At 69.5% G+C, this 10,925-nt stretch carries 16 protein-coding genes and 1 tRNA gene; 8 read left to right on the top strand and 9 right to left on the bottom strand.

Annotation, left to right across the window (positions count from 1 at the left end; all coding sequences use genetic code 11):
• Positions 1-121 precede the first annotated feature (121 nt).
• The gene (locus AB0I32_RS09215; RefSeq protein ID WP_357505053.1) at positions 122-1,078 is read right to left on the bottom strand and encodes a transglutaminase-like domain-containing protein; all 957 of its coding nucleotides are present in this window, start codon (positions 1,076-1,078) and stop codon (positions 122-124) included.
• 254 nt (positions 1,079-1,332) lie between these two features.
• Here AB0I32_RS09215 and AB0I32_RS09210 point away from each other — a divergent pair, with 254 nt between their 5' ends.
• The 3 genes from AB0I32_RS09210 to AB0I32_RS09200 all read left to right on the top strand — a co-directional run bounded on the left by AB0I32_RS09210 (position 1,333) and on the right by AB0I32_RS09200 (position 3,401).
• Positions 1,333-2,340 (top strand): arabinan endo-1,5-alpha-L-arabinosidase, encoded by a 1,008-nt coding sequence (locus AB0I32_RS09210; protein ID WP_357505051.1) that lies wholly within the window; start codon positions 1,333-1,335, stop codon positions 2,338-2,340.
• Between the two features lie 189 nt (positions 2,341-2,529).
• Positions 2,530-2,796 (top strand): hypothetical protein, encoded by a 267-nt coding sequence (locus tag AB0I32_RS09205; RefSeq protein WP_357505049.1) that lies wholly within the window; start codon positions 2,530-2,532, stop codon positions 2,794-2,796.
• Between the two features lie 35 nt (positions 2,797-2,831).
• The gene (locus AB0I32_RS09200; protein WP_357505047.1) at positions 2,832-3,401 is read left to right on the top strand and encodes a hypothetical protein; all 570 of its coding nucleotides are present in this window, start codon (positions 2,832-2,834) and stop codon (positions 3,399-3,401) included.
• Between the two features lie 134 nt (positions 3,402-3,535).
• On the opposite strand, the gene AB0I32_RS09195 is transcribed toward AB0I32_RS09200, so the two are convergent.
• Positions 3,536-4,273, bottom strand: coding sequence for a GntR family transcriptional regulator (locus AB0I32_RS09195; RefSeq protein ID WP_357505045.1), 738 nt, complete (start codon positions 4,271-4,273; stop codon positions 3,536-3,538).
• 194 nt (positions 4,274-4,467) lie between these two features.
• On the opposite strand from AB0I32_RS09195, the gene AB0I32_RS09190 reads away from it, so the two are divergent.
• Positions 4,468-4,554: transfer RNA gene (locus AB0I32_RS09190), tRNA-Ser, on the top strand.
• A gap of 75 nt (positions 4,555-4,629) precedes the next feature.
• Here the strand turns inward: AB0I32_RS09190 and AB0I32_RS09185 are convergent.
• The 4 genes from AB0I32_RS09185 to AB0I32_RS09170 all read right to left on the bottom strand — a co-directional run bounded on the left by AB0I32_RS09185 (position 4,630) and on the right by AB0I32_RS09170 (position 6,305).
• The gene (locus tag AB0I32_RS09185; RefSeq protein WP_357505043.1) at positions 4,630-4,821 is read right to left on the bottom strand and encodes a hypothetical protein; all 192 of its coding nucleotides are present in this window, start codon (positions 4,819-4,821) and stop codon (positions 4,630-4,632) included.
• Between the two features lie 291 nt (positions 4,822-5,112).
• Complete coding sequence (locus tag AB0I32_RS09180) at positions 5,113-5,406, bottom strand: hypothetical protein (RefSeq protein WP_357505041.1); 294 nt, start codon at positions 5,404-5,406, stop codon at positions 5,113-5,115.
• A 174-nt stretch (positions 5,407-5,580) separates the two neighbouring features.
• Entirely contained in the window at positions 5,581-5,967 is a 387-nt protein-coding gene (locus AB0I32_RS09175; protein WP_357505039.1) for a hypothetical protein, read from the bottom strand.
• Positions 5,964-6,305 carry a hypothetical protein gene (locus AB0I32_RS09170; protein WP_357505037.1) on the bottom strand — a complete coding sequence of 114 codons (342 nt, stop codon included), beginning with the start codon at positions 6,303-6,305 and terminating at the stop codon, positions 5,964-5,966. The genes AB0I32_RS09175 and AB0I32_RS09170 overlap by 4 nt, the downstream gene beginning before the upstream one ends.
• 106 nt (positions 6,306-6,411) lie before the next feature.
• Between AB0I32_RS09170 and AB0I32_RS09165 the strand changes: the two genes are divergently transcribed.
• Entirely contained in the window at positions 6,412-7,056 is a 645-nt protein-coding gene (locus AB0I32_RS09165) for a 2'-5' RNA ligase family protein (protein ID WP_357505035.1), read from the top strand.
• A 6-nt stretch (positions 7,057-7,062) separates the two neighbouring features.
• Here the strand turns inward: AB0I32_RS09165 and AB0I32_RS09160 are convergent, their stop codons facing one another.
• Complete coding sequence (locus AB0I32_RS09160; protein WP_357505033.1) at positions 7,063-7,482, bottom strand: hypothetical protein; 420 nt, start codon at positions 7,480-7,482, stop codon at positions 7,063-7,065.
• A gap of 49 nt (positions 7,483-7,531) precedes the next feature.
• On the opposite strand from AB0I32_RS09160, the gene AB0I32_RS09155 reads away from it, so the two are divergent.
• Entirely contained in the window at positions 7,532-8,455 is a 924-nt protein-coding gene (locus AB0I32_RS09155) for an LD-carboxypeptidase (protein ID WP_357505031.1), read from the top strand.
• Positions 8,456-8,475: 20 nt separating this feature from the next.
• A complete protein-coding gene (locus AB0I32_RS09150) occupies positions 8,476-8,877 on the top strand; it encodes an NUDIX hydrolase (RefSeq protein WP_357505029.1) in 402 nt (133 codons plus the stop codon).
• Between the two features lie 135 nt (positions 8,878-9,012).
• Here AB0I32_RS09150 and AB0I32_RS09145 read toward each other — a convergent pair whose 3' ends face one another.
• Complete coding sequence (locus AB0I32_RS09145) at positions 9,013-9,822, bottom strand: alpha/beta hydrolase-fold protein (protein WP_357505027.1); 810 nt, start codon at positions 9,820-9,822, stop codon at positions 9,013-9,015.
• Between the two features lie 269 nt (positions 9,823-10,091).
• On the opposite strand from AB0I32_RS09145, the gene AB0I32_RS09140 reads away from it, so the two are divergent.
• The gene (locus tag AB0I32_RS09140; RefSeq protein WP_357505025.1) at positions 10,092-10,499 is read left to right on the top strand and encodes a carboxymuconolactone decarboxylase family protein; all 408 of its coding nucleotides are present in this window, start codon (positions 10,092-10,094) and stop codon (positions 10,497-10,499) included.
• A 9-nt stretch (positions 10,500-10,508) separates the two neighbouring features.
• On the opposite strand, the gene AB0I32_RS09135 is transcribed toward AB0I32_RS09140, so the two are convergent.
• On the bottom strand, positions 10,509-10,889 hold the full coding sequence (locus AB0I32_RS09135) for a helix-turn-helix domain-containing protein (RefSeq protein ID WP_357505023.1): 381 nt from the start codon (positions 10,887-10,889) through the stop codon (positions 10,509-10,511).
• Between the last annotated feature and the right edge of the window lie 36 nt (positions 10,890-10,925).

The following is a 10,925-nucleotide window of genomic DNA, read 5'->3' as shown; positions in this document are numbered from 1 at the left end:
GGGCGACCAACTTCGCGCCGAGCAAAGCCGACATCCCGCATCTGGCGGACGATCACGTCGGGCTGCACGCCACGCGGACGCCGCGAGAAACCCAGTTCTGTCTCGGCAGTGGGTCGGGCCGTCAGTGGGCGGAGAGGTCCGTGATGCCGTGGTGGCCCGTGGGGGAGAGCGTGAGCACGCGTTCGCCCGGGTGCAGCCGCACGTCCTCGCGGTAGAGCTCGGCGAGCTGGTCGGCGGCTTCCTGGTCCCCGGCGTCGGCGGCGACGAGCAGGTACGCGAGCTCGTCGGCGACGGCGTCCAGCTCGGCGTCGGACACGTCGGCACCCGGCAGCCCGGTCTCCTGGATCCAGGCCTCAGCGCGACCGTTCCCCGCCTCGCGGACCACAGGGCTCCGGAGCCGCGATCCCCACAGGTCCCAGAGCAGCAGCTCGTCGCGGTGCCGGTGCGCGACCTCGAGCAGCACGTAGTCGCGCACGAAGTCCCGACCGCGCAGCCCCGGCAGGTCCCTGTCCACGCCGTACGTGGCGGGGTCGGCGGTACCGGCCCGGATCGCCAGCCACGACTCGGCCGCCGTCGGGAACGGGGAGTCCGGGCCGGTCGGCATGTCGTGGACGTCGAAGTCGAAGTCCTCCTGACTGAGCTCCGGGTCGAACCGCACCCAGCGGGTGCCGTCCCAGCGCTCGCCCACCACGTGGTCGGCGTTCCAGCCGGGTACGAAGTACGTGGCGAAGCCGATCCGGGACCGCGCGGGGACGCCGTGCGTGCGCAGCACGCCGAGCGCCAGGAGGGTGTGGTCACGGCAGCAGCCGGCCACCTGCTGAGCCTGCGTGCGCGGCCCGTCGAGCGGCGCACGCATCTCGGCGGCGTCCAGGATCGAGGTCAGCCAGCGGCGGTCCGGGTCGGACTTCTGGGCCTCGGTCAGCTGCGGGCCACCGGCCCGGTAGTGCACGACGGCGGAGCAGACGAACTTGTGCAGGTCGGCTGGAGCGGTGCTCAGCTCGGTGAAGAGTCCTGTGTGATTTCCGGGGTTCGAGTACGGACTGTGGTCCGAGTAGTCGAAGAGCGTGGGCGCGGGCATCGGTGTCCTCCCTCGGCGGTGTCGGAAGGCTACCGCGCAGGATGCCAGATTTGACAGCGTGTTTCGCCGACCGTTCGAAGTCCTCGTCCGAGGTGCCGGCAACTCTGGTCCTGGCTGGCCCTTGACGCGCCAATTCACCCGCCCCACACTGTTCTACAACCTTGTAAAGCCGGAGCGACGACGGTCCGGCCCTGGATTGTGAGCGCTCACAACCGGGCTCCGTCGCGGCCGGCACCTTCCGGACGGAGGCAAAGATGCACCAGTTCCGAACACGATCAGCCGGCAGAGCCCGACGCCGACGGGTGGCCGTCGCGCTGCTTGTCGCAGCGGGGCTCACGATCAGCCCCGCCGCGTCGATGGCGGCACCCGGCGTGGTGGCGGCCTATCCCAACCCGGGGACCGTCACCGGGAGCACCGGCGTGCACGACCCGGAGGTCGCCAAGACGCCGTCGGGCGGCTATCTGCTCGCCCACACGGGCAACGGGATCACCCTGAAGACGTCCACCGACCGCACCCGGTGGAACGACGCCGGGGCCGCGTTCCCGAACGGCGTCCCGTGGGCGCACGCGTACACGAACAACAGCAACCACGTCTGGGCGCCGGACATCACCTACGTCAACGGCCGCTACTACATGTACTACTCGGCCTCGACGTTCGGCTCGAACCGTTCGGCGATCTTCCTCGCCACGAGCACCACGGGTGCGCAGGGCTCGTGGACGAACCAGGGCCTCGTGGTCGAGTCGCGGACGTCGGACAACTGGAACGCCATCGACCCCAACCTCGTCATCGACCAGTCCGGCCGTTGGTACCTGAGCTTCGGCTCGTTCTGGTCGGGCCTCAAGATGATCCGGCTCGACGCCGCGACGGGCAAGCGGTCCGGCACCGAGTTCCACAGCATCGCGGGCCGTGGCGGCGGCGCGATCGAGGCGCCGACCATCCACTACCGGAACGGCTACTACTACCTGTTCGTCTCGTTCGACGCCTGCTGCCAGGGCGCCAGCAGCACCTACCGCGTGATGGTGGGTCGCTCGACGTCGGTCACCGGTCCGTACGTCGACCGGGCCGGGACCGCCATGAACTCCGGTGGCGGGACGGAGATCCTGGCGGGCCACGGGAGCATCCACGGCCCCGGCCACCAGGCGGTGATCGCCGACGACGATGCCGACGCGTTCTTCTACCACTACTACACGGACAGCGGGGCGTCCCGCCTGGGCATCAACCTGCTCGGCTACGACTCGGCGGGCTGGCCGTACGTCTACTGAGGTCTCGACAAGCTCGACCAGCGACGACAGGCTCGGCCAGCGATCTACTGCTGGTCGAGCCTGTCTTTCACTGGTCGAGTCCGTGCAGCAGGTCAGCAAAAATTGTTGAACAACCTAGATACTTATGTCGGACGCCGCTAGCCTGGTTGTGCAGCGATATCTGCCCGCTCACGCCGGAGGATGACCGACATGGCCGAACCGACAGTGCAGCAGCCCGTGGGGCATCGGCTCGGCCTGCTGGTCCGCGCGGTGCCTCTGCTCCGGCGCAGGGCGCGGGTGGGTGCGGGCGTCCTGCACCTGCACCTGGATCTCGCCGTCACGGACGACGCCGACGCCGCGGCCGCTCTCGAGCGCATCCTCGGTGTGCTGGGTCCGGGGGACCGGGTCTACGTCGTCGGCCCGCCTGACGTGGCGGAGCCGCGGGTGGACGACCGGCCCTTCACCATCTGGGCCTGACCGTGCCCGGCCTGGGCCGGCTCGTCGAGCGGCACGTGACTGTCGCCCGCGCCACCGTCGCGACGGTCACCTACGTGCTGCTGGCCACCGCCTTTGTGCTGGGCGTGCTGTGGTTCGCCCTTCCCGGGGAGCCGCGCTGGGAGCCGGCGGTCAATTCGCTGACCCTCATCGCCGGTATGACGGGGCTGATCGTCGAGCGGCTGAGCAGCGAGGCGGAACGGCACGCCCAGGTGCTCGCGGCGATCCGGCGCGAGCTGGAGCGCAACCGGGCGGTGCTCGCCGACAACGAGTTCGCGCGGACGACGGACGACCGGCCGCGGGCCGTCTTCGCGCGGCTCGCGGTCTCCGCCGTCGACGCGGCGCTCGTCTCGGGGGCGCTCGACCGGCGCCGGGACACCGTCCTGGTGACCGCTCTGCACCGCTGGCGGGACACGGTCCAGGGCTTCAACCGACGGCTGGACCTCACCGAGAACATGAGCGTGCTGGAGCGGCAGACGTCGGGGGAGCGTGAGGTGTGGGACGCGGCGATGCGGCTGCGGGGCGGCTATGTCGCCAACACGAGAGCGCAGCTCGAGGAGCTGCTGGCGGTGCTGCCGGTGCGGTGAGCCGGTGTGGGGTGGGCCGTTGGCGGTGGTGGGGCGGCACCGGCCAGGCGCTCCGGGGAAAGTGGTACCGAGCGGGATGTGTTGCTCTCAGTCGACAATGTGCACTCTGAGTGACACGTCTGGGTGCCGAGGTTTCAGGCAGAGTCGCCGGGTGTGCGCCGGGAGTACGCGGCGGCGACCGTCCGCTCCGACTGGACGAGGTACTCGTCGAGCTCTGCGGCGGCTGCCGCGCTCTCCCCGGCGAGGGTCATCTCCAGGATGCGGGCGTTGCGCGCCACGTAGGGGGCGTGCAGGTACTCCGGGTTGGCGAGCAGGCCGAACGCGAGGCGCAGCTCGGCGGAGACGGTGGCGTAGAGCCGGTCGAGGTGCTCGCTGTCGCAGAGCGCGACGATCCCGCGGTGGAACTCCATATTGGCCGTGCCCGCCGTGCGCCAGTCCTTCTCGTCGCGGGCCCGTTCCGCGCTCTCGACGGCCTTGCGCATAATCTCGGTGGCCGGGTGCCCGGGCAGCGCGCCCCGCAGGGCCTGACCCTCGATCATGCGGCGTACGCGATAGATGTCGAGGATCGACGCCAGCGTGGGGACGGCCACCATGACGCCGGCGTGCGGACGTCGGACGAGCAGGTTCTCGTGGGTGAGCACCCGGAAGGCCTCGCGGAGAGTGTTGCGCGAGACCGCGAGCGTCTCGGCGACCGCCTTCTCCGAGAGGCGCTCGCCCGGGCGAGCCTTGCCCGTGATGATCCATGTGCGGATCGAGGCCGCCGTGCGCTCGACGAGGTCGCCCACCTTGGCGTCTGAAGGGTCGTCCGCCGTGCCCGCCGCAGCACCTGCCGCAGTGTCGGAGAGAGGTTCTGCGTCAGCGGTCGTCGCCATGAGGCCACTCTACGGTCGGGTCCGGGTCGCCGGATGATGCGACGCGTTCGGAGGATCTGGCGGTTCTGGTCGTCGGACAGTCGGCGGCTGGGGGAGACGCTCGTCACTGTGTGCCCGGGGCGCCGAAGTCGATTCGTGGAACCGGGCTTCGACCGGGTATCCTGCTACGGCCCGCTCCTCTTGCGGCGGGCAAAGGTAGCGTGTCCGAGCGGCCTAAGGAGCACGCCTCGAAAGCGTGTGTGGGTGAAAGTCCACCGTGGGTTCAAATCCCACCGCTACCGCACCCTGAGTGCAAGGCACGGCCCCTGACCTGCATTTTTTTGCCGGTCGGGGGCCGTCGTCGTCTCCGGAATCCATCACTTTCCCATGACATTCGATTCGGGGGAGTCGCTGGTGGGCCGGTTGACCAGCAGGTCCAGGACCACCCGGACGGCGGGCGCAATGTGCGTCCGCTTCACGTAGTGCCGCAGCGTCGTTGCCTCCGTCGAGGGACCGAGCTGGGCTGCCGCCGTCTTCGTGTCGAGTTGAGCATCCAGAAGGGACGCCACGGCGCGTCGGAAGTCGTGCGGCCTCACTGTCACCCCGGTGCCCTCCGGAGCCTCCTTTTAACTGTTCGCGCACGCGGCCGGTAGAGCGCGGCATTTCCTTCCGTCAAGGCGCCGCTCCGCGGCGTAGCGCCCCGCCGTCGGCGGGGCCTGCGACAGGGACCCCGCGACCTCGGCGCTAGGGCGCCTTGGCCGCACCCCGTCGCACCCACCACCGGCGCGGCCCCAGACATGGCGAAGACGGCCCTGACAGCAGTAGTCGAGACCGTCTCTCACTCCGTCACATCAGGCAGCTCAGGGTGCATCCCCGGCACGAGCCCGCTGCCAGACCCGATCGAACACTTCCCTCGTCACCAACTCGACCAGGAACTGCGGATCCGATTCGATCTCCTCAGGTGCTGGCACCGGCACCGTCCCCAGCCCAGTGCTATCCGACTCGTGCTCACCATCGGCCCACGCGAGACTCCCGTCCGGGAACTCATCGACCTTCCGCACTTCCCACCCGTCGACAACGTGAGCCCACAGCACCACCGGATCCTCCGGATCATCGTGAAGCCACTGGACACGCTGAAAGTAACTATTGGTCATCCAACCATCTTCCCGAGTCCCAGATGCCTCCGGCGGGCACCTACCGGAATCAAGAGGATCGAGGGACAGCGGTGCCCCGACACTAGAGGTTGACGTTACGGAAGCCGCAAGTCGCGGCGGAAACTAAGAGCGGGACGGGACGCCGCGAGACCGGACGAACCATGCAGACGCGAATTACCAGAGCGTCGACGGCCCCGAGGCGGCCCAGCCGTCACCGACAGGCTTGACCCAGAAGCCCAGCGACAGCTCGCTCACCTGAGCGCGGTAGACGATCTCGACGTAGAAGTGGTTGCTGTCGCCCCAGCTGAAGTCCCCGAGCTCGAGCTCGCCGAGCCAGGACAGGTCGGTGCTCCACGCGTCGGCAGGAAGACCGTCGCCAAGTCCCTCGTCGAGGGTCGTTCCCACCGACCCCTTCCAGAGCGACCGGAGCACGTGCGGGACCGGCGTGTGGTCGACCAGTTGCGCGGCGTCGTCGACCTGCCCGGCCCGGAGCAGGTCGAAGTAGTCGCGGACCACCGCTTCGACGTCGGCCCGGGCGGGTATTTCCGGCCAGGTCTTCATCGCGGGAGCAGCCCCCGCAACTCGTCGACGGGGTTCGAGGCGGCGAGCAGCCGGGCGCCGTCGGGCAGCAGGAGGAGGGGTCCCGACGGTGTCCTCGAGGCGATCCGCGCCTGTTCCCAGACCAGGACCATCTGATGGACGACGGCCTGGAAGGCGTGGTAACTGTCGGATCCGCGGGGCTTTCCGAACCGACGGGCGAGCTCTTTGTCGACCTGGTTCCGAGCTTGATTGCGCCCCAGCCCGACGCCGGTGAACACCGTCACGAACGTGCTGGCAGCGAGCGGGATGATGTCCTCACGGAGCAGCGCCTCGACGCCGGTGCCTGAGCTCTCGGTCATGCGCGCCAGCGTAGGGCCAGGATCACCCGCGACGTCAGACGATATGTGCGTCCACTTACGGCATGCTGGTCGAGCCTGACCTCATCGCACGGGAGTCTGATATCTGATGACTGACGACAGCGCGCGCAACGCCGATCACTCCGCCATGACCGACCACTGGTGGTGGCGTCCAGGCTGGCGCGTCGGGACCAGGTTCTACGCCTGGCACATCACGCAGGACGATCAGCCCGAGGTGCACGACCTCGCGCAGCGCTACCGAGCCGCCGTGAGCGCGGTCGAGACCCTCGACCCGATCCCGGACGAGTGGCTGCACATGACCATGCAGGGTGTCGGCCACGTCGAGGACATCAACATCGCGGCCCTCGACTTCATGACCCTTCGAGTGGCCGACCGGCTGCGCGCGCTCGCCCCGATCACGACGTCGTACCAGCGAGCCGACATCACGAGCGAAGCCGTGATCCTGGCGCCGAGCGATCCCGAGGCGTTCGACCAGGTGCGCCGAGCCATCCGGGCGGGTATCACCGACGCGCTCGGCGAGTGTCCGGAATCCGAGGACGGGTTCCGAGCTCATGTCTCGGTTGCGTACGGCAATGCCGACGCCAATGTCGCGCCGATCCGCGAAGCCCTTGACCGAGCCGAGCCGGCAGCGCCGTCTACCGCGACATACACGAAGGTCTCGCTGATCCGCATGCATCGCGACCAGCGGATGTACGAGTGGGACGTGATCCGTGAGGTCCCGCTCGGCGAGTGACCGGCGCTAGCGGACGGCCCGACGGAGGTGTGCCTCGACGTCCGTCAGCAAGAGGTCGCACCTGACGACGGTCGCGGGGCTGTCTCCGAGGGCGTTCCGGTCGAGGGTCTCCCTAGCCGTCACGACGGATCCGGGCGGGAACTGCTGCCAGGTCAGGTCGATCGCGACGGTTGTGTCCCCGACCTCGAGCTCGCACCAGAAATGGATCTCCTGCCGGACACCGGTCCACACGGTTCCCTTGACGATCTCGCTCCGGGGCAGGAAGTGCTGCACCACGCGCGCCGTCGGATAGCACTGGCCGAGAGCGGGATTGCCCTCCTCCCACACCCCGCCGTACGACGTCTGCGCACTCCACGACGCCTCCAGCGCTTCGCGGAGGGCAATGAGATCAACAGGGCCTGTGGACAACGCATCGGGTCCGGGCACGCAGGCAGGTTAGCGGCCTGACGCCGTCGTCGGCCCGGTAAGGTCCCGCATGTCGCGACTCCCTCAGCCTCGGTCCAAGGCGGCTCGACCGCGGAGACTCGAGCCCGACGACGTCATCGCGCTCGTGTCGCCGGCCAGCTGGAGCGACCAGCCGTGGGTGGCGGAGAGCGTCGCGACCGTCGAGTCGTGGGGGTTCAGGGCGCGCGTCGGGCGTCATGCCACCGACCGGCTCGGGTACCTGGCCGGCGGTGATCGTCAGCGCGCCGCAGATCTCAATGCCGCGATCCCCGACGCGGAGGTCAGGGCCATCGTGTGCTTGCGAGGTGGTTGCGGCAGCTTCCGGCTGCTCGCCGACGTCGACACGGACGCCCTGCGCGCCGACCCGAAGCCGGTCATCGGGTTCAGTGACATCACCGCGCTGCACCAGGTGTGGCACCTGGCCGGTGTTCCATCGGTACACGGCGCAGTTGCCGGGACTCGTGCGGAGACCGTCCGGCGGCTGCTGGTCGGTGAGCGTGGCGAACCGGTGCGGGGCGACGGCGGCCGGTTCGGTGCCGAGCTCACCACCAGTGGCACGGCATCCGGGCCGTTGTACGGCGGCAATCTCGAGATGCTGGCCCGCGGTGTCGGAGTCGTCGACAACGACCTCGCGGGCCATGTCCTGCTGGTGGAGACCCACCGGGAGGTCGGTCTCGGGATGGTCGACCGGGCGCTGACCCAGCTGCTGATGTCCGGCGCGCTCGACGGGATCTCAGGTGTCGCGGTGGGCGCCCTGGAGGGCTTCGAGGACTACGAGGACCGCGAGTGGACGGTCCTGGACGTCCTTCGCGACCGGCTCGGCTCGCTCGGCGTGCCCATCTTGGCCGGGCTGCCGCTCGGGCACCTCGAGGATCCGGTGTCTGTCCCGCTCGGGGTCGAGTGCGAGCTCGACGCCGACGCGGGGACTCTGTCGGTTGCGCCCCTGAGCGTCTGAGGTCGGATCCATGACAACTGGTGCGAGCGCCGACAAGCGAACGGCGATCGCCGCAGCCGTCATCGTCCGGGACGGTCGTCTCCTCCTGGTCCAGCGGAGTATCCGAAGGCTCGCTGTCGTGGCAGCTCCCGGCCGGCGCCGTCGAGCATGGTGAGACCTTCGCAGAGGCGGCTGTGCGCGAGACGGCGGAGGAGACGGGCCTCGTGGTCGCGGCTGTGACGACGCTGGGGGAACGGGTACACCCGGAGACCGGCCGGCTCATCGGCTACGTAGCCTGCCGCGTGCAGCACGGCGAGGCCCACGTCGCCGACACCGACGAGCTCCGGGACATCGTGTGGGTAGCACCCGCAGAGCTCAGCGGCTATGTGCCGCGCGGCTTCGCGACGGTCGTGCAGGACTACCTCGTTGTCGCGCTGGGCTGAGTCAGCCGCCAGGCCACCCCGCCGTCCGGCACCACGGTGGCGTGCTCATGCTCGCCGGCGACGGCGACGACCCGGAACGTTATCCACAGGCTGTGGACCGGCGAGGTCTCGCAGACGGCGCGCACAGGTACCGCCTCAGCCGGCCTCACCCGGACGCCCCAGCCACCGCAGCGCGTCCGGCAGCAGGACTCCCGTGTGATTGGGGTTGTGCCCGCCGTCGCCGAGCACGAGCCGGAAGTCGTAGTCGGCCTCCGCCAGGGCCGCGGCGACCCGCAGGTTCTCCGCGAGCCAGTTGTGGTCGGGCTGGTTCCAGCGCAGGTCCCGGTGTCCGGCCTGCATGAAGATCCGGAGGGGCTTGCGGGGCATCATGTGGATCAGCGCCGGATAGTTGTTGCCGCCCGGCAGTTGCGTGAAGCTCGACAGGAAGCCGGCGACCCGGCGAAACCGGTCCGGGTAGTGCCAGGCCACGGTCAGGGCGCAGCTCCCGCCGCTGCTGCCTCCGACGATGCTCCAGCGTTCCGGGTCGTCGGTGATCGCGAACCGCCGTCGGACCTCCGGGACGATCTCCTCGAGGAGGAAGGCGCCGTACCAGCCGTTGAAGGCGTCGTACTCGGCGTTGCGGTTCTTGCGCCGGGCGGGATCCTCGATGTCCGCGAAGACCCCGGGGTCGACGAACACGCCGATCGTGACGGGGATGTCGCCGCTGTGGACGAGGTTGTCCAGGACGATCCCGCCCCGGACCTCGCCGTCGGGATCCAGGTACCACCAGCCGTCCTGGAAGACGGCGATCCCGGCGGGCTCGGCCGGGTTGTAGGCGGCGGGCACATGGATCCAGACCTTCCGCGTGGTCCCGGGGTACGCCGCGCTCTCCCAGAGCAGCTCGACGGTGAAGCCGTGCGGCACACCTGGCCTGCGTGCCGAGTCAGGACCGTATTCGTACCGCACGTCCTCCTGATCGAGAGGTAGCGGAGCAAAGGGTACGTATGCGGTCACACGGCAAGCGTAGGTCGACTGTCACGCGTCGGGACAGCAACGGCCCGCACCCGACGCCGCCTGCACGTGAGCGGGTGAAAAAAAGCCCCGTTGACCTGCGCAGACATCTTGCGCTACCGCCTGGTCATGGGCTGGACTGGGGCCGCGCCCACCGGCGCGTGCTCCTGCATCGACAATCGAGCCCACGTCACCCGTGCCGGCAGCTCGGAAAGAGAAGAACGATGACCAAGAACGACGCGGTGCGCGCGGAACGATTCGCGTCCGGCAAGAAGGTCCTCGACTCCGTCCATGACGACCCCGGCCACAACGTCATCGACTCCCTGGCGGACATCGCCCCCGAGCTCGGGCACCAGATCGTCGCGTGGGGTTACGGGGACATCTACGCGCGGCCCGGGCTGAAGCCCAAGCAGCGGCAGCTGGTGACCCTCGGGATCCTCACCGCCCTCGGCGGCAGCGAGGCGCAGCTCGAGGTGCACGTCGGTGCGTCGCTCAACGTCGGGCTCACCCCGGAGCAGATCATCGAGGTCTTCCTGCACAGCTCCGTCTACTGCGGGTTCCCGCGGGCACTGAACGCCGTCGGCGTCGCGCGGAAGGTGTTCACCGAGCGCGGGCTGCTGCCGCTGGCCTGAACCGCAGGGTCACGGCCGGGGCAGCGCCGCGGCGTCGGCGTGCTCGACCAGGTCCGACCGCTCCCGCCGGATCCGCTCGACACCCCACTCCCCGAGCGGGGCGAGGGCGGCGTTGAGCGCCCGGCCGTGCTCGGTGAGGGAGTACTCGACGCGCGGCGGCACCTCCGCGTAGACCTGGCGGCGGACCAGCCCGTCCGCCTCCATCTCGCGCAGGTGCTGGGTGAGCATCTTCTCGCTGACGCCGGGCAGGCCGCGCCGCAGCTCGGCGAACCGGCGTACGCCGTGCTCGTCGAGCTCCCAGAGGATCAGGCCCTTCCACTTGCCGCTGACGACGTCGAGCGCCGCATCGATGCCGCAGATGTAGGGGCCGTTGCGCGGTGACATCGCCATCGGGTGCTCCTCGTGAGGGGTCGGACGGGGTACGCA

Source organism: Promicromonospora sp. NPDC050249, assembly GCF_040656015.1.
Taxonomy (GTDB): domain Bacteria; phylum Actinomycetota; class Actinomycetes; order Actinomycetales; family Cellulomonadaceae; genus Promicromonospora.
This window is presented reverse-complemented; position numbering and strand designations above follow the sequence as displayed.